We start from the raw sequence: 18673 nt of genomic DNA on the forward strand, positions 1-18673 counted from the left end.
GAGGGAAAAAGATGGCATTAGCAGATAAAACTGCAGCTGAGCTGCAGGAATTGATACATACAAAAGAAATGACCATTGCTGAAATGACGGAAAAAGCATTCGAGCGCATCGAAGAGCTGGATGCGAAAGTCGACGCTTTTTTAGCACTTGATAAAGAAGGCGCAATGAAACAAGCGGCACAATTGGAAGAAACACCAATTGCTGAACGCGGTCCGCTTTTTGGATTGCCTATCGGCATAAAAGACAATATTGTCACTGAAGGTATTGAAACAACGGCTTCAAGCCGCATTCTTACTGGCTTTAACCCTATTTACAACGCAACGGTGGTAGAAAAGGTAAAAGCTGCAGGAATGGTCATTGTCGGCAAGTTGAACATGGACGAATTCGCAATGGGTTCTTCAAACGAGAACTCTTACTACAAAAACACGAAGAATCCGTGGAACCCCGACACAGTGCCTGGTGGATCTTCAGGTGGTTCAGCGGCAGCTGTAGCTGCAGGTGAAGTGCCATTTACTTTAGGTTCAGATACCGGTGGATCAATCCGTCAGCCCGCGGCATTTTGTGGCGTAGTCGGTATGAAACCGACATATGGCCGGGTTTCCCGTTTCGGGTTAATCGCGTATGCTTCATCATTGGATCAAGTCGGGCCAATCACTCGTACTGTTAAAGACAATGCATTATTATTGAACGCTATTGCCGGACATGACGACAAAGATTCAACTTCGGCGAATGTAGAAGTTCCTGATTTTGCCGCTGCATTGACAGGCGATATCAAAGGCCTTCGCATTGGCGTTCCAAAAGAATATTTTGCAGAAGGCGTTGGAGAAGCTGCAAAACAAGCAGTTCGTGATGCGCTAAAAGTGCTTGAAGAAAAAGGCGCTACATGGGAAGAAATTTCCTTGCCGCACTCCAAATATGCACTTGCTACTTATTACTTGATCGCTTCTTCAGAAGCTTCTTCCAACCTGTCACGCTTTGATGGTATCCGTTACGGCTACCGTACTGAAAAAGCGGGCAATTTGCTTGAGTTCTATATGAATACCCGGTCGGAAGGATTTGGCGATGAAGTCAAGCGCCGCATTATGCTTGGTACTTATGCACTCAGCTCCGGTTATTACGATGCATACTACAAAAAAGCACAAAAAGTGCGTACACTGATCAAACAGGATTTTGATAAAGCATTTGAAAAATACGATGTCATCATTGGACCAACGACTCCAACGCCAGCTTTTAAAATTGGTGAGAAAATTGATGACCCACTGACAATGTATGCGAACGATATTTTGACAATTCCTGTCAACTTGGCAGGCGTTCCTGCAATTTCAATCCCTTGTGGATTTGACAATGGATTGCCGCTTGGTTTGCAAATCATCGGAAAATATTTTGATGAAGAAACAGTTTATCGTGTTGCCGATGTTTTCGAACAAGCAACCGATTTCCATAAAAAAACTCCTCAAGTTTGGGAGGGAGCGGCACAATGAATTTTGAAACCATAATCGGCCTTGAAGTACACGTCGAGCTAAAAACAGAATCTAAAATGTTCTCACCAGCACCAGCCCATTTCGGTGCAGAGCCGAATACCAATACGAATGTCATTGACCTAGCATATCCAGGGGTATTGCCTGTAGTAAACAAACGCGCAGTGGATTGGGCAATGAAAGCTGCTTTGGCATTAAACTGCCAAATCAACCGCCACACGAAATTCGACCGTAAAAACTATTTTTACCCAGATAACCCGAAAGCTTATCAAATTTCTCAGTTCGATGAGCCAATTGGTGAACATGGCTGGATTGAAATTGAAGTTAAAGGCGAGAAAAAACGCATTGGCATTACGCGTCTCCACATGGAAGAAGATGCCGGGAAACTAACTCATACAGGGAACGGCCATTCGTTGGTCGATTTAAACCGACAAGGCACACCGCTGATCGAAATCGTTTCAGAACCGGATATGCGTACGCCGGAAGAAGCTTATGCATTCTTGGAAAAAATTAAAGCGATTATCCAGTATACGGGTGTTTCCGATGTTCGCATGGAAGAAGGTTCACTTCGCTGTGACGCAAATATTTCATTGCGTCCTTACGGACAAGAACAATTCGGCACGAAAACGGAATTGAAGAACTTAAACTCATTCAACTTTGTCCGCAGAGGAATTGAGCATGAACAAATCCGCCAAGAACAAGTGTTATTGTCAGGCGGCATTATCGGGCAGGAAACTCGCCGCTATGATGAGTCAACAGGAAAAACAATCCTGATGCGCGTCAAAGAAGGATCAGATGATTACCGTTACTTCCCGGAGCCAGACCTTGTGGATATCATTATCGATGATGCTTGGCTTGAACGCGTGCGTGCTGAAATCCCGGAACTTCCGGATGCCCGTAAAGCGCGCTACGTATCTGAACTTGGTATGTCTGAATACGACGCCATGGTTCTGACCTTAGCGAAGCCGATATCGGATTTCTTTGAAGCGACTGTAGCTGCCGGAGCAGATGCGAAACTCGCTTCGAACTGGCTGATGGGTGAAGTTTCTGCTTACCTGAATGCCGAACAAAAAGAATTGAGCGACACAGCATTATCCCCTGAAGGATTGGCTGGCATGATCAAGCTCATTTCAGATGGCACCATTTCATCAAAGATTGCTAAAAAAGTCTTTAAAGAATTGATTGAAAAAGGTGGAAACGCCAATGAAATCGTTAAATCGAAAGGCCTTGTCCAAATTTCAGACGAAGGCACTTTACGTGAACTTGTGACGAACTCACTGGATAATAACCCTCAATCGATAGAAGACTTTAAAAATGGTAAGGATCGTGCAATCGGATTCTTAGTGGGACAAATCATGAAAGCAACGAAAGGGCAGGCGAATCCGCCTTTGCTCAATAAAATCTTGCTTGAAGAAATCGCAAAACGGTAATATTAGGAGATGGCCCTTTCACGGGCCATCTTTTTAATGTCTCCATATTAATGGGCTAAAGGCTAAAATAGGTTGAAGCTTCCACTTACTACAAGTAAACTAAGGATAAAGAGAAACTTCACCTGAACCACTGAACCGTGTGAAGTTGACTCATTTGAGTTTTCGCTGCCCGGAAGAAGGGTAATCTACTGGGTATGAAAGCAGGATAAAGGAGAAGTGATCTTACTATGTCAACGGAACAGCAGTATTTTGAAAATGCTATCACTTTGGATAGCTATATGGCCCAAATGGAGTCAAACCAGGAAAAATCCTATTCTATCTATGAAAAGTTCGAACTTCCGGAAGATCCGGAATTCATTAATTTACTAAAAGAAAAGCAACCGCATGTATTGGTCATTACAGAAGACTGGTGCGGAGATGCGATGATGAACAATGCTGTTTTACGCAAGATCGCAGAAGCAGCGGGAGTTCAAGTTCGGTGCGTATACCGCGATCAAAATTTGGAATTGATGGACCAATACTTGACGAATGGCGGACGTTCCATCCCGAAATACATTATTCTTTCAGAAGAAGGCGAAGTACTTGGAGACTGGGGCCCACGTGCACCGAAAGTCCAGGAATTCGTAACCGAAAAAAGATCAATACTTCCTGAAAAAGATGACCCTCAGCATGATCTGCATTTGAAAACAGTCATCGGTGAGATTTCAGATGGCTTTACATGGAACAGTGATTTTTGGCAAGCAGTCTATGTAGACTTGCGCAAGACTTTTTTTGAAGTATTGAAGTAATAAGCGGAAAGGCCGGCATTATGTCGGTTTTTTTCTTGAAAGCAACTTCCTGTCGCTTAAAAGAGTCTTATTCTATAGAACGTTGAGAAAGGCTGAATATGGTATGAAACGAGCACGAATCATTTACAATCCGACTTCCGGACGCGAATTGTTTCGCAAGCATTTGCCGGAAGTGCTTGAAAAAATGGAGAAAGCGGGATACGAAACTTCCTGCCATGCCACTACTGGTGAAGGCGACGCTACAGTAGCAGCAACGCTTGCAGTAAATAGAAAATTTGACTTGATTGTTGCTGTCGGCGGAGATGGAACATTGAACGAAGTGGTTGCAGGGGTATCCAAGTTTGAAAATCGGCCCAAAATCGGTTTAATCCCTATGGGGACGACAAATGATTTTGCCCGCGCCGTTCACATCCCACGCGATATCAATAAAGCTGTTGATATCATTATTCAAGGCGAGTCCATACCGGTGGATGTCGGAATGATGAATGACCGCTATTTTATCAATATTGCCGGAGGCGGCAGGCTGACCGAATTGACATATGAAGTTCCAAGCAAACTCAAGACAGTGCTCGGCCAACTTGCTTATTACTTAAAAGGGATTGAAATGCTGCCGTCTATCCGCTCTTCAAACGTCCGCATTGAATACGATGGCCAAGTTTTCGATGACAAGGCAATGTTGTTCTTGATCGGCTTGACGAATTCCGTCGGTGGCTTTGAGAAGTTAGCGCCTGACGCTAGTATTAACGATGGAAAATTCACTTTGATCATACTGAAAGAATTGAATATGGCGGAGTTTATTCGTGTAGCTTCATTGGCGCTGAGGGGAGAACATTTATCAGATCCACATGTGATCTATGCAAAAGCCAGCAAAATATCAGTTTCTTCTGATGAACGGGTATTGCTGAATTTGGATGGGGAATTTGGAGGTTTATTGCCCGCTACGTTTGAAAACTTGGGAAGGCACATAGAAGTTTTAGTGCCCCTCGCTTCAATTGGTGAGAGAGACCGGAAATAAGACAGCTCCATATAAATGAAAGACCAGGTCGGGAAACGATTTGGTCTTTTGTCATCTTTACCTTTACCTAAACAAAGGGGGTCATCTGATGAACTATTTTGTGATTGGCGATGTACATGGTTGCTTTTACACGTTTAGCAATATGGTCAACCGCTATTGGGATAAAGAAAATGAAGTGTTGGTGCAGTTGGGAGATTTAATAGACAGAGGGAAAAACTCCCCTCAAACGGTTGGATTAGCCAGACAGTTAAGCAATGAATTTCCGAGTCAGGCCAACTTCCTCAAAGGCAATCACGAACTTGAAATGGAAGAACATGTTTTCCGTGGGCCAAACCAGAATTGGCTGTGGCAGGGCGGTGCTGATACGCTTGCCCAGTATAGAAACTCGGATCGTGATTTCGAATCCGATATGGAATGGCTGAGCCGTTTGCCTTTATTTTTTGAAACCGATCATTTGTTTATCAGCCATGCTGGAATATCCATACAAGCCGAAGACCCTTATAAAGAAGATGATGTGTATGGCATTCTTTGGAACCGCAGCCCCTTGAAAAACTTAGGCAAGCTGCAGATCATTGGCCATACACCTCGTGAAAAACCACTGTATGACGCAAAGAGCCATACCTGGAATATTGATACAGGCGCTGTGTATGCCGGCTATTTAACGGGACTGAAAGTAAATCCAAGCGGGGAAATTATTGAGTTTTTAAAAGAAGAAACAGATGCGAGGGATATTTGAGCGGACACTGGACCTGCTATAAATACAATCACTTAACATTTGACCAGCAAAAAATGCAGACACTCGAATTATTCGAGAGTCTGCAGAATCGCGCATGGATTTCCAGCCATGCGCTTTTTTATGTCTATTCCGATGCTTTGTCATTTTCTATTCCATAAGTTCAAGAGCGGCATCCTGATCCGCTGCAAGTTTCGGACAATGATCCACGGGTTCCCAGTGGAACTGGAAGGTCCGGCCGTTATCCTGACCATCGCTGACAATTGTGTGTTCCCAATAATCAACTGGCTCTCCTGTATATTCAAAATGGAAAATGTTCCGTTCGTATACTTTATCCTGATGTTCGGGGTAGTAATTGTATTTGTGGACCTTGCCGACAAATTCCAGCACTACTCGCGGCAAGCCCGTTTCTTCCTGCACTTCGCGGTAAAGGGCATCTATCAGCATTTCCCCTTCTTCGATTGTTCCTCCAGGGACCTGTAAGCCCGCTTCCGCTTCTCCTTTATGTTCAAATACCAATAACTCTTTTTGGCCTTCTTCGCCCCTTGTAATATAAGCGAAAACTTTCCGACTTGTTTTCATGCTGCATCATCCTTTGTTTTTGTTCTAAATAGAATACTAAATATTAAGGAATATTTCAAACATTGAAACTTTTGCTGTCACAAGTTATTCAAAGCTGGAGCATTTCATGGCTCTTTGCAGTGGTTGAAAAACAAAAAAAAAGAGGTGATAAGGTACAATAGGGGTGTAGAGTCAAGCACGAGAATTAATGTATTTTGAAAGGAGAAAAAAAATGGGGTTTGAAGATACAGCGTTACTAAGTAGAATTTTGACTTTAATGACGCTTTCTTTCCATATTATTTATGCAACCATTGGTGTCGGCGTTCCGCTTATGATCATGATCGCCCAATGGGTAGGCATCAAGAAAAATGATGATCATTATATTCTTTTGGCAAGACGATGGGCACGAGGTTTCGTCATAACAGTTGCGGTCGGCGTCGTTACCGGGACAGCCATCGGATTGCAATTATCGCTCCTATGGCCGAACTTCATGCAAATGGCCGGCAATGTTATCGCGTTGCCATTATTTATGGAAGTTTTCGCGTTTTTCTTTGAGGCAATTTTCCTTGGAATTTATTTATATACATGGGATCGGTTTGAAGATCAGCGCAAACATTTCTTGCTGTTGATTCCAGTAGCTCTTGGGGCAGCTGCATCTTCAGTGTTTATCACGATCGTGAATGCTTTTATGAACTCACCTCAAGGTTTTGAAGTGCTGAATGGTGAATTGGTAAATGTTAGTCCATTGCTTGCAATGCTAAGTCCGGCAGTACCGACAAAAGTAGCGCATGTTATGTCGACGGCCTTTATGACTTCCGCATTTTTGCTGGCGTCTATCGCTGCTTTCCGGATGATCCGCGGATCTAACCATATTTATCATAAAAAAGCGCTGTTCTTAACGATGAAGTTAGGATTAGTATTTTCAATTGCGACGGCGCTTATCGGAGATTTCTCTGGTAAATACTTAGCTGAATATCAGCCGGAAAAACTAGCCGCTGCTGAATGGCATTTTGAAACAGAAGAAGGGGCAGATCTTATCCTGTTCGGTGTATTGGACGGGGAAGATGTTAAATATGAAATTAGAGTTCCATATGCATTAAGTATTCTTGCACACAGTCTGCCTAATGCAGAAGTTATTGGCTTGGATCAATTCCCGAAAGATGAAATCCCACCGCTGTGGATCCATTACTTGTTTGACATTATGGTAACAATCGGTATGTGGCTAGCGTTCTTCTCTGCTGTTTATGTCGTGGCTGCATGGTTCGGATGGTCATTTATCAAAACAAATTGGTTCCGTTGGCTGATAGTGGCTGGTGGGCCATTAGCACTTATCGCTATCGAAGCTGGCTGGTGGTTTACAGAAGTCGGCCGACAGCCATGGATTTTGCGCGGTTATATGAAAACCGCCGAAGCGGCTACAACAAGCGGTCAAGTCGACTTGATGATCATTTTGTTCGCCGGACTGTACTTTATTCTTGGAGTCGGGACAATCGTCGTATTGTCACGGATGTATAAACGCAATCCGGTCGAAAAAGAACTAGCTGATCGAGAAGCTCAAAAAGGCGGTGAACAAGGATGACGCTTGAAATCATCGGAATATCGGTTTTGTGGCTATTCTTGTTCCTGTATGTCATTGTGGCATCGATTGATTTCGGTGCCGGTTTCTTCAATGCCTACAGCGCTTTTACCAACAAGCAGCATATCTTGACGAATATTATCCAGCGTTATTTGTCGCCGGTATGGGAAGTGACAAATGTCTTCTTTGTCTTCTTCTTTGTCGGCATCGTCGGATTCTTCCCAAAGACCGCTTATTATTACGGTACAGCATTGCTTGTCCCAGCGAGCATTGCGCTTATACTGCTAGCGATTCGCGGCTCTTATTACGCCTTTGCAACTTACGGGGCGAAAATTAGTCATAAAGGTTATATTTATATGTATGGATTATCGGGATTGCTGCTTCCAGCAGCTCTGTCTCCGGTATTCGCCATGTCACAAGGCGGCTTTATCAAAATGGATGATGGCAACCCATATCTTGATTACTGGGCATTGTTCTCGAGCCCATTGACTTGGAGTATTGTGGTATTAAGTTTGACAGCAGTACTTTATATTTCGGCGGTCTTCTTGACTTGGTACGCAAATGAAGCAGGAGATTCCAAAGCTACAGATTTATTGCGCAAGTACGCACTGATCTGGGCAGGTCCGGCAATCATTACTGCAACCGGCATTATTTTCGAGTTGCGCAGCCATAATATGGAACATTTCGAAGCCCTACTTGATTTATGGTGGGCATTCGGCATATCGTTCCTGTTATTCCTCGGAACGGTGTACTTGATCTGGAAACGCCGGAATTACGGCTGGGCGTTTATTCTCTTGGTGGGTCAATTCTTTACTGCGTTTTTCGCATACGGCATCTCGCATTTTCCGTATTTGCTGTATCCGTATTTGACGATCTACGACAGCTTCACGAATGAATCAATGGCGATTGCGCTGATTGTAGCATTCATAGCAGGACTTGGCTTATTGTTGCCTTCGCTTTACTTGCTGTTCCGCCTGTTCTTGTTTGATAAAGATTACGTTAAAGGGAAATCGGATTACCACGCGTAAGGAGGAAATAGTAATGCAGGATTTCTTAATATTTTATGCGCCGTTTATAGTATTGATCGGATCCATTGTCTTCGGTTTTTGGTTTTCATTGAAAGATGGACTTGCAACAAAAGAAGACAAATAATAAACGTGAGCAGGTAACAGCCTGCTCGCGTTTTTTGATGTTCTAAAATGGGATGGATTTTTTGCTTTTGTCCTTGCAGGGGCTATTCACCGTCAGGCTAGCTTCGAGATATTAAAGAGCACAGCAGCTTTGGTGCTTTGTTGCAAAGAGAAGCACCAAACTGCTTTTGATTCATATTTTATCTGTCGAATCTAAACAGTCACTTCCGCTTTTCGTGTCTAGCTGCAGTGACCAGATTCTCGGGTTATAAGCCACTTTGGCTGTGCGGCTGAAAATATGCCGCTTCGCCAAAGCGGCTTATGCCGGTCGAATCTAAACGGTCACTTTCGCTTTTCTTTTGTGATACAATATAGCAATGTGAAATGGAGTGAACGAATTGAAACCAGTACAAAAAAATGACCGATTGCTTGTTCATGTGGAGGATTTGACGCATGATGGGGCAGGCGTCGCAAAAGTCGACGGCTATCCGCTTTTCATCCATGGCGCCTTGCCGGGAGAAGATGTTCAGGTCCATGTCTTAAAAACTTTAAAGTCTTATGGCTTTGCAAAATTGATAGAAATCGAGCAGGCGTCACCGTTTCGTGTAACGGCACCTTGCCCGGTATTTGATACATGCGGAGGCTGCCAAATTCAGCACTTGTCCTACGAAGGCCAGATGACGTTCAAACGGAAACTGGTCCGCGATGCCATCACGCGCATCGGTAAATTGCCACATGTGCCGGTCCATCCGGTGAAAGGCATGGAAAACCCGTGGCGTTACCGCAATAAATCCCAGATTCCTTTCGGAACAGAGAATGGCCGGGTAGTGGCGGGCTTTTACCAGACACGTTCCCATAATATTGCAGACACCGATATCTGCATCATCCAGACGCCAGAAGCAGATGCCATTATGACGGGCTTGAAAAATAGCCTTCATCAAATGGGCATCGAGCCTTATGATGAAGAAAAGCACCGCGGCATGCTTCGCCATGTTGTTGTCCGCAAAGGACGGGCAACGGGTGAAATCATGGTTGTTCTGGTTACGAAGAAAAAGAAATTTCCTCAAGCGGAAAGAGCTGTGGAATTGATCCGCTCGCTCGTGCCTGAAGTGGCATCCATTGTCCAGAACGTCAACGGCGAAAAGACCAACGTCATCTTTGGCAATGAAACAGTAACGCTTTGGGGCAAAGATGTAATTGAAGACCGCATCGGCGATGTGCGTTTCGAAATTTCTGCCCGGTCGTTTTATCAAGTGAATCCAGAACAGACGGAAGTATTGTATGGACAAGCTTTAGAATATGCACAGCTGACAGGGGATGAAACCGTTATTGACGCTTATTGCGGCATCGGCACGATCTCCTTGTTCTTAGCAGAACGCGCAAAATTTGTGATGGGTGTTGAAATCGTTCCCCAGGCAATTGAAGACGCTAAACGCAATGCCGAGCTGAATGGCTTTTCAAATACTTTATTCGAAGCAGGTCCTGCGGAACAAGTGATTCCGCGCTGGTATAAAGAAGGTAGGACAGCAGACGTTTTAATGGTAGATCCGCCGCGTAAAGGCTGTGATGAACAGCTGTTGCAGACCATCTTGAAACAGCGTCCGAAACGGGTCGTTTATGTTTCCTGCAACCCGGCCACACTGGCCCGTGACTTGCGCATCTTAGAAGACGGCGGCTACCGCACACAGGAAGTGCAGCCGGTCGATATGTTCCCGCAGTCTACTCATTGCGAAGCGGTGGCATGGTTGGAATTGGCTAATTAAAGACATATTTTATTAAAGACTAATTTAATTCATGTGGATAGATAAAAGTAGAAGATTTAAATGTGCAGACATGCACGTTTAAATCATCTGCTTTTGTTTTAAAACGAAAGGATTTGTAGGGGAATGAAAGAAAATTTTTGGCAGGACTTACCGAAACCGTTTTTTGTACTTGCTCCAATGGAAGATGTGACAGACGTCGTGTTTCGCCATGTAGTAAGCGCTGCTGGCAGACCGGATGTGTTTTTTACAGAGTTTACGAACACGGAAAGCTATTGTCATCCAGAAGGTCAGAAAAGTGTGCGCGGACGTTTGATGTTTACAGAAGACGAACAGCCGATGGTTGCCCATATCTGGGGAGACAAGCCTGAACATTTCCGTCAAATGAGCATTGGCATGGCAGAGATGGGTTTTAAGGGCATCGATATCAATATGGGCTGTCCGGTACCGAACGTGGCATCGAGAGGAAAAGGCAGCGGCCTTATTCTGCGACCGGATGTTGCTGCGGAAATTATCCAGGCAGCAAAAGCGGGTGGATTGCCTGTAAGTGTGAAAACGAGGCTGGGTTATACAGAGTTAGACGAATGGCAGGACTGGCTAACACATATATTAAAACAGGATATTGCCAACCTTTCTATCCATTTACGGACCAGAAAAGAAATGAGCCAAGCAGATGCGCATTGGGAACTAATTCCCGAAATTAAGGAATTGCGCGATCGTATAGCACCAGATACGCTCCTTACCATTAATGGAGACATTCCTGACCGTCAAACGGGCCTGAAGCTAGTTGAACAATATGGTGTCGATGGTGTAATGATCGGGCGCGGTATTTTCAAAAATCCCTTTGCCTTTGAAAAAGAACCGAGAGAACACAGCAGCAGAGAGTACCTTGAACTTCTAAGACTGCAGCTTGACCTTCATGATCACTATATAGAAGAATTGCCGCGTTCAGTTTCAGGACTTCACCGCTTCTTCAAGATATACGTTAAAGGCTTCCGTGGAGCAGGTGAATTAAGAAATCAATTAATGAATACAAAATCTACCCAAGAAGTGCGTGCATTGCTTGATAACTTTGAATTGAGCCACGCTGAGTGATTGAATGTTTATTTTGTTTCAAGACTGTGAAATCCCAAGTTCCTAAAGGAACTTGGGATTTTTTATTATGGCCCAAAACTAAAATATGGCAACTTGCCATCAAAATGATGATTAAAGTGCTATACTAGCAAAATGATTACTTGACATTATTTTATTACAATTATAAACTTGGTTATATAAAGTAACTAGAAAGCATCAAAAGCGAATACCATAATAAATCTGGAATGCTTATGGAGTCGCTATTTAAGAAGGAGAGATTGCAGTGGTTGAAAATAAACGAAATGGCATCGAAGTAGGGGTATATACACTCGCAGATATTGGCCCTGATCCCTTTACTGGAAATACGATAAGTGCCAAGCAACGAATGGATGAAATCATTGAGGCAGCAAAATTAGCTGACGAAGCAGGCCTCGATATTTTTGGGGTAGGAGAACATCACCGATTGGATTATGCTGTTTCCTCTCCAGCAGTCGCATTGGCCGCTATTGCCTATGCAACAAAGCATATTAAATTAACAAGTGCCACAAGTGTATTAAGCACACTTGATCCGGTTCGGTTATACGAAGATTTTGCGACAGTGGATTTAATCTCAGGTGGACGTGCTGAAATTATAGCAGGCCGAGGAGCTTTCGTAGAGTCGTTTCCACTTTTCGGATACAGCACGAACGATTATAACGAGCTTTTCAGCGAGCATATGGATTTGCTTTTAAAACTGAATGAAAACGAAATTGTTTCTTGGAACGGAAAGTTTCGCTCTGCATTGACGAAAGCTGAAATCGCTCCTCGGTCTATTCAAAAACAGCTGCCGATTTGGATTGGTGTTGGCGGGACTCCTGAAAGTGCTGCCCGGGCAGGAAAACTGGGTGTCGGTATGGCTTTGGCCATATTAGGCGGAGATCCTATGCGATTTAAGCCACTTGTGGATATCTACCGCCAAGCAGGAATGGAAGCAGGACATTCACCGGATGCATTAAAAGTTGGAGTGACGGGGCATACTTATCTGGCTGAAACGACTGAGCAGGCAATGGATGAATTTTATCCTTATTACGCTAATTATTGGAATTATGTCAATCGCCAACGCGGGATAGGGACCAGAATGTCCAGAAGTGATTTTGACCAATTAGCCAGTCCGGAAACAGCGTTGTTTGTAGGAAGCCCTGAACAAGTTGTAGAGAAAATTCTTCGCCAGCATGAATTGTTTGGGCATACACGTTTTCTGGCACAAGTTGATATTGGGGGAGTTCCATTCCATAAAGTGGAGAGAAATATTGAGTTGCTGGCAACTGAAGTTATCCCTAGGCTAAATAAAGCCATTAGAAATGATGAAAAGCAAAAAACAGACATGATTTCTATCTCATAACGAATAAAGAAAAAGATGATTCAACGAGCTAGCAAATGGAAGATTTCTTTTAAAATACGATAATTTATACCCGATATCCAAGACCGGATATCGGGTTTTTTATGTGTTAATCATGAAAAAAACGATGAATGGGTTGTGAGGAAAAGTGTATACTGAGGAAGAAAATGAAATTTTCTGTAAAGAAGAAAAGAGGAGCGGGAGATGACAAGATGATTATCCTCAAGAAATTATACTTTAAAGCGACAAATCTTTCGTGGTTGATATTGACGACTTGTACTGTCATATTGATAGCGTTCAGCACCTTAATGCTGCCGTGGATTGAACCTGAAACTTTCCCAGGATATTTCGATGCTTTGTGGTTTACGATGACGACAATGTTGACAGTCGGCTATGGTGATTTTTTTCCTGCAACTATTTTTGGCAGATTATTTACTATTCTTTTCTTATACATTATTGGCATTGGATTGTTCGCTACGTTCATCGGGAAAGCGATAGACAGCATCACCTTATACAGACGACAAAAAGAAAGCGGTGGTTTGATGTACGAAGGAAAAAATCACATTGTCATCATTGATTGGTCCCATAAAGCAGAAAATGCCATTAAAGAAATATTGGCAAGGGATGCCAAAGTGGAGATTGTTGTAATCGATACAATTGAAAAGGCGAAAGAAATCCATGAACGGATTCACTTTATTAGAGGCCGTGCGACTGACGGCGAAGTTTTAAACAAAGCCAATGTGCAGCATGCCGATGCGTTATTGATTTTTTCTGACGACAAGATTGATGATCAAGTTCTGGCAGATGGGAAATCCTTGATGGTTGCTTGTGCAGTAGAGCGCATATCGCCAGAGGTGCATACAACCGTTGAAGTGGAACGCGAAGAGCATATCCCGAATTTTTCGCATGTGAAAGTGGATAATTTTATTCTTTCGAATGCCACAATTGCAAAATTGGCGGTGGATTCAATTTTGAAGTAAGTAAAAATGATGCCTTGTGCATCTTTTTTTATTTTATGGAACCGTTGCGTAAAAGCAACAAAAGAAACTCAAATAAATGGATTTTCAGGTTTTATGAAAGCGCTTTACGGGGTAGAGAAGAGAGAGAACGTAACAAGGAGAGAAAGAACAGGATGGAACAAATACCAGAATCTAAATTTGAAGATAAACGATCAATCATCATTGAGCAACTGGTAGAGCAGAATGTCTTTAAAATCGATGGCAGACAGCTCTACGAATTATCCTTATATGAATTGATGAAAACATATACAGAAGAATTGTAAGCCGGAATCTCCTCCGGCTTTTTTCAATACAGAGATTTAGCGAAATATCAAAACCTGATCCAGGAAAAATGGAGGAAGATACATGCATCATAAAAAATTAGAAGAATACCGGCTCAACCAATTAGATGAAAAAACCATTTCAGAATTGCAGCAAGAGATGACTGATGGAAAAATTACATCCGAGGAACTTGTATTGATGTACAAAGAAAATATCTCGCTTCGGGATAAGAATACAAGTGCTGTCTTGGAAATCAATCCTGATGCGTTGCACATTGCCCAGGCCCTTGATTTTGAACGGCAGTATAGTGGTGTGCGTTCACCGCTTCACGGCATTCCGATTTTAGTAAAAGACAGCATGAATACAAAAGATAAAATGCATACCAGCGCCGGTTCGCTTGCCCTGAAAGACCATTATGCACTGGAGGATGCCACTATAGTCACCAAATTGCGCGAAGCAGGTGCGGTCATACTGGGCAAAACGAATATGACCGAATGGGCTAATTTCATGTCGGATAAATTACCGAATGGCTATAGTTCCCGGGGGGGACAGGTGAAAAACCCATACGGGCCATTCGATGTCGGAGGCTCCAGTTCGGGTTCCGCAGCTGCAGTAGCCACAAACTTGGCAGCAGCCGCTCTTGGCACTGAAACGGCTGGATCCATCATTGATCCAGCAGCTCATAATAGTTTGGTCGGCATCAAACCGACGGTCGGCATGATCAGCCGGAATGGGATTATTCCACTGTCCCATACCCAAGATATTCCTGGCCCCATGGCACGTACGGTAGAAGATGCTGTCACCGTCTTTTCGACAATGACGAGTTTTGATCCGGAAGACCCGATTACGGTCTATGCAAAACAGTTTGAAAATTACGATTGGACGCAGCATTTCAAAAAAGACGGTTTGAAGGGCGTCAAGCTAGGGGTGCCGAGAGCTCTGTTCGAGGACAGCATCACACCTGAACAATTGGATCAGTTTGAACAAGCCATGGATAGGCTGCGTGATTGCGGCGCAGAGATTATTGATAACGTGGATCTAGGAGCCGACCAGGATGATTTGGGCTTTGCGGTTTTGCTGCATGAATTTAAAGCGGATCTGAATGCCTACCTGGCGAAATCGAATCCGCAAAACCCAATCCGGTCAATGGATGACGTCATTGCTTTTAATAACGAACATGAAGAAATTATGTTGAAGTTCGGCCAGAATCTCATGGAACAGGCAAATGGCATGAGCGGCAAATTGAACGAACGGGAATACGTCGAGGCTTTGGAGCGAAACCGCTTTTTAGCTGCAGAGCAGGGGATTCGCAGCACGTTAAATGAAATTGGTGCAGACGCCCTGGTGTTGCCTCAAGATTATGGATGCAATATCGGGGCAGCTGCAGGCTTTCCTTCTATTACCGTACCATTCGGCTTAACAACGGAAAACGAACCTTTCGGCATCACTTTTACAGGATATGCATTCAGCGAACCTGCGTTGATTGAATATGCTTATGCATTTGAACAGGAAACAAAAGGCCGAAGAAAACCATAAGAAAAGAGGCATCGCCAATTTGGGCGGTGCCTCTTTTTATCTTTCCTTTAATTCTTTCCACACTTGTTCGAACGCCATGACCAGCTCGTGTTCGTATGCGTTATTGAGGGTCAAAGTGGATAAGACGCTTTCCATTAACGCCTTGCGCGGAATTGCTGCAATCAACTCATCTGCCAAAAAGGCGATTAGCTGCTTGGTATCTTCTTCTTCGTCTTCCATCAGCAGTATTAGCTTATTGCTCAACTCTTCCAAAGACAGCTGTTCTGCTGGTGTTTCGCTGGAAATATTCGCTACTTTAATGAACCGGTCACCCGACTTGATTTGCTGGGTGATGGCTGCTGTTAAGCGCCTGATCACAAAAGAGGCCAATTCATCAGTCGGCAGATCTTCTGCGGTGCTAAGCTTCCAAATATGGATCAACTGCTGAATGGAGCCATGTACAATGGCTGCGTTTTCTAGAGCGTATGGTTCAGCTTCTTCTCCAAAGACCTCTACAATACGAAACTTAATCCAGTTTAATTCATTGATGTACGTTTCTTTAGCGAACTTTTTCAGTTCTTCGTCTTGAGAATAAAAAATGCTTTCATACAATGAAAAAAGGTTTTTTTCCCGGTTGAGCCGTATACGGATGCACAATTGTTCAGCTAGAACTTCGGGATCGTTCACCGGTTTTCCAACTGCGGCTGCCAGTCGTTTTTGGCGGATTTCACTTCCGATTGATTCCATGATGGCAATCAGACATTCCGTTTTTGAAGTGAAATAATTATAGAAAGTGCCTTTTGACACGCCAGCTTCATCAAGAATGTCCTGAATAGAAGAAGAATTATATCCTTTGTTGATGAACAGTGAATAGGCGGCATTGATGATTTGCTGTTTTTTTAGATTCATATTTTCACCTTTATACTATTAGTCTAGTTCTATAGTAGCCTGTAAATACTTATAAATCAATGTTTTTGGACTCTTAGTATATTTTACTTGATAAAAATATACCGTGGGTATAGAATTGTGCAATGGAGAAAAAACATTAAAATAGCGCAAGAAATTACGGAGGAATAAAAAGAATGACAGAACAGAAAAAACCGCCTTATGGCATAATAGCAATTTTGTTTACAGGGGCGTTCGTGGCAATCTTTAACCAGACATTATTGAATATAGCTTTGCCTGAAATCATGATGGACCTGAATATTACCGCTTCGACGGTGCAATGGCTTGTAACGGGCTATATGTTAGTCAATGGTATTTTGATACCTGCAAGTGCGTATTTGATCCAGCGTTATTCGAACCGGTCAATATTTATTGTGGCCATGTCTTTATTTGCATTAGGAACTTTATTAGCGGCAACAGCCCCGGTATTCAGTGTGCTGCTAATCGGCCGGATGGTGCAGGCAGCAGGTTCGGCATTGATGATGCCGTTATTGATGAACGTTATGCTTGCCGCTTTTCCGATTGAGAAACGCGGGTCGGCAATGGGATTCTTTGGCCTCGTGATGGTAGTGGCCCCTGCAATCGGGCCGACGCTTTCAGGATTCATCGTTGAACATTATTCGTGGCGCGTCCTTTTCTGGATTGTGCTTCCGATTGCATTAATACCGCTTGCATTGGGAATCTTCAAGTTGAAAAACTTAACTTTCCAGGATCGAAACTTATCTTTGGATAAATTATCACTTGCCCTTTCAAGCTTAGGGTTTGGCGGCATTCTCTATGGATTCAGTTCAGCAGGGACCATGGGCTGGACTGACCCGATTGTAATGCTCACAATCGGCATCGGAATTATCGCGTTGCTCATCTTTGGATTCCGTCAGCTTAAATTGGATGAACCTTTGCTTCAAATCCGGATTTATAAATATCCAATGTTTGCTTTGTCTTCAGCCATTTCAGTGGCTATTTCGATGTCGATGTTCTCAGCTATGATTTTGATGCCGATTTACATTCAGACGATCAAAGGCATATCGCCAATTGAATCTGGGCTGCTTATGCTTCCAGGAGCCTTGGTGATGGGAATCATGTCACCGATTACGGGCCGCCTGTTTGATAAGTTCGGTGCAAGAGTGCTGGCAGTTCCTGGCTTGGCAATCGTAGTAGCCACAACTTTTATGTTCAGCCAATTAAGCTTAGAATCAAGCTTTCTTAACATCATGCTGATTTATACAATTCGGATGTTAGGGATTTCGCTTGTTATGATGCCAGTCATGACAAATGGTTTGAACACGCTGCCGATGAAATCATATCCACATGGTACAGCAATCAACAATACGCTTCAGCAAGTGGCAGGAGCGGTCGGTTCAGCTTTCTTAATTTCAATCATGAATGTACGCACTGAATCAACTGCCAAAGATTTAGCGGCCAATGGAACTGATCCGGCAAGTATTTTAAATTTAGCGATGCTCGACGGCATCAACTTTGCATTTTTTGTTTCGACATTCATTGCACTTGTAGCTTTCGCGCTTTCCATCTTCATCAAGAAACCTGTCCGCCCCGTTTCTGAAGCAGAAAAAGAAATTGTCTATAAGCGCAAAGAAGTAACCGAATAACAAAGCTAAAGCTGACCCTATAATGGGTCAGCTTTGAGCTTGTAGACAAAAGAAGATACGTTCAATCAAGTGAATAACGATCAAAAACAAGGTTCTCCCCTCGGTTCCTGCGCTTCAACCGGACGCTTTCCGCGGGCTCGCGCCGAACTAACTCAGGCCTACGCCCGAGTGGATTTCGGCACTTCGCTATCCCGCAGGAGACGCCGGTTTCCGCTGCGGAACCTGGCGTGAAGTGAACACTGGATACCGCTTGTCCTCACTTATCTGAAAAGCGGCATCCCCAACCGGCCCGGCCACGAGACTCCTGTGGGAGCAGCGAAGCGACGCGAGCTGAAGACCCTGGAGCGAACGCAGTGAATGTTTTTTCAATTTGCGACGAGTAATCGCAGGAGCAAGTGAAGCG

The 18673-nt window shown here is 43.7% G+C and carries 17 protein-coding genes; 15 read left to right on the forward strand and 2 right to left on the reverse strand.

The features are described 5' to 3' along the window. Positions 1–11 precede the first annotated feature (11 nt). From gatA to AC3AQ9_RS20075, 5 genes are all read left to right on the forward strand, one after another. Entirely contained in the window at positions 12–1481 is a 1470-nt protein-coding gene (gene gatA / locus AC3AQ9_RS20055; RefSeq protein WP_488309243.1) for an Asp-tRNA(Asn)/Glu-tRNA(Gln) amidotransferase subunit GatA, read from the forward strand. Continuing rightward, the gene (gatB, locus tag AC3AQ9_RS20060; protein ID WP_488309244.1) at positions 1478–2908 is read left to right on the forward strand and encodes an Asp-tRNA(Asn)/Glu-tRNA(Gln) amidotransferase subunit GatB; all 1431 of its coding nucleotides are present in this window, start codon (positions 1478–1480) and stop codon (positions 2906–2908) included. The genes gatA and gatB overlap by 4 nt, the downstream gene beginning before the upstream one ends. A 227-nt stretch (positions 2909–3135) precedes the next feature. After that, positions 3136–3696: a thioredoxin family protein gene (locus AC3AQ9_RS20065; RefSeq protein WP_488309245.1), complete on the forward strand. Its 561-nt coding sequence runs from the start codon at positions 3136–3138 to the stop codon at positions 3694–3696. 103 nt (positions 3697–3799) lie between these two features. Then, entirely contained in the window at positions 3800–4711 is a 912-nt protein-coding gene (locus tag AC3AQ9_RS20070) for a diacylglycerol kinase (RefSeq protein WP_488309246.1), read from the forward strand. Positions 4712–4799: 88 nt separating this feature from the next. Continuing rightward, positions 4800–5447: a metallophosphoesterase family protein gene (locus AC3AQ9_RS20075; protein WP_488309247.1), complete on the forward strand. Its 648-nt coding sequence runs from the start codon at positions 4800–4802 to the stop codon at positions 5445–5447. A gap of 147 nt (positions 5448–5594) precedes the next feature. Here AC3AQ9_RS20075 and AC3AQ9_RS20080 read toward each other — a convergent pair whose 3' ends face one another. Further along, complete coding sequence (locus AC3AQ9_RS20080) at positions 5595–6026, reverse strand: NUDIX hydrolase (RefSeq protein WP_488309248.1); 432 nt, start codon at positions 6024–6026, stop codon at positions 5595–5597. Positions 6027–6237: 211 nt separating this feature from the next. Here AC3AQ9_RS20080 and AC3AQ9_RS20085 point away from each other — a divergent pair, with 211 nt between their 5' ends. From AC3AQ9_RS20085 to AC3AQ9_RS20125, 9 genes are all read left to right on the forward strand, one after another. Then, positions 6238–7584 (forward strand): cytochrome ubiquinol oxidase subunit I, encoded by a 1347-nt coding sequence (locus AC3AQ9_RS20085; protein ID WP_488309249.1) that lies wholly within the window; start codon positions 6238–6240, stop codon positions 7582–7584. After that, positions 7581–8609, forward strand: a complete 1029-nt coding sequence (locus tag AC3AQ9_RS20090; RefSeq protein WP_488309250.1) for a cytochrome d ubiquinol oxidase subunit II — start codon at positions 7581–7583, stop codon at positions 8607–8609. Before AC3AQ9_RS20085 ends, AC3AQ9_RS20090 begins: the two co-directional genes overlap by 4 nt. A gap of 13 nt (positions 8610–8622) precedes the next feature. After that, a complete protein-coding gene (cydS, locus tag AC3AQ9_RS20095; protein WP_488309251.1) occupies positions 8623–8733 on the forward strand; it encodes a cytochrome bd oxidase small subunit CydS family protein in 111 nt (36 codons plus the stop codon). Positions 8734–9109: 376 nt separating this feature from the next. Beyond that, positions 9110–10474 (forward strand): 23S rRNA (uracil(1939)-C(5))-methyltransferase RlmD, encoded by a 1365-nt coding sequence (rlmD, locus tag AC3AQ9_RS20100; protein ID WP_488309252.1) that lies wholly within the window; start codon positions 9110–9112, stop codon positions 10472–10474. Between the two features lie 123 nt (positions 10475–10597). Continuing rightward, a complete protein-coding gene (locus AC3AQ9_RS20105) occupies positions 10598–11566 on the forward strand; it encodes a tRNA dihydrouridine synthase (protein ID WP_488309253.1) in 969 nt (322 codons plus the stop codon). Between the two features lie 262 nt (positions 11567–11828). Further along, positions 11829–12926 (forward strand): LLM class flavin-dependent oxidoreductase, encoded by a 1098-nt coding sequence (locus AC3AQ9_RS20110; protein ID WP_488309254.1) that lies wholly within the window; start codon positions 11829–11831, stop codon positions 12924–12926. A 164-nt stretch (positions 12927–13090) separates the two neighbouring features. Further along, positions 13091–13903: an ion channel gene (locus tag AC3AQ9_RS20115; protein WP_488309255.1), complete on the forward strand. Its 813-nt coding sequence runs from the start codon at positions 13091–13093 to the stop codon at positions 13901–13903. 152 nt (positions 13904–14055) lie between these two features. After that, positions 14056–14205: a Fur-regulated basic protein FbpA gene (locus AC3AQ9_RS20120; protein WP_300991863.1), complete on the forward strand. Its 150-nt coding sequence runs from the start codon at positions 14056–14058 to the stop codon at positions 14203–14205. A gap of 82 nt (positions 14206–14287) precedes the next feature. Then, a complete protein-coding gene (locus AC3AQ9_RS20125) occupies positions 14288–15739 on the forward strand; it encodes an amidase family protein (protein WP_488309256.1) in 1452 nt (483 codons plus the stop codon). 36 nt (positions 15740–15775) lie between these two features. Here the strand turns inward: AC3AQ9_RS20125 and AC3AQ9_RS20130 are convergent, their stop codons facing one another. Beyond that, positions 15776–16627 (reverse strand): TetR/AcrR family transcriptional regulator, encoded by an 852-nt coding sequence (locus tag AC3AQ9_RS20130; RefSeq protein ID WP_488309257.1) that lies wholly within the window; start codon positions 16625–16627, stop codon positions 15776–15778. Between the two features lie 173 nt (positions 16628–16800). Here AC3AQ9_RS20130 and AC3AQ9_RS20135 point away from each other — a divergent pair, with 173 nt between their 5' ends. Then, positions 16801–18270, forward strand: coding sequence for an MDR family MFS transporter (locus AC3AQ9_RS20135; protein ID WP_488309258.1), 1470 nt, complete (start codon positions 16801–16803; stop codon positions 18268–18270). Positions 18271–18673 lie beyond the last annotated feature (403 nt).

It is taken from the genome of Planococcus sp. VCh962 (assembly GCF_057748275.1).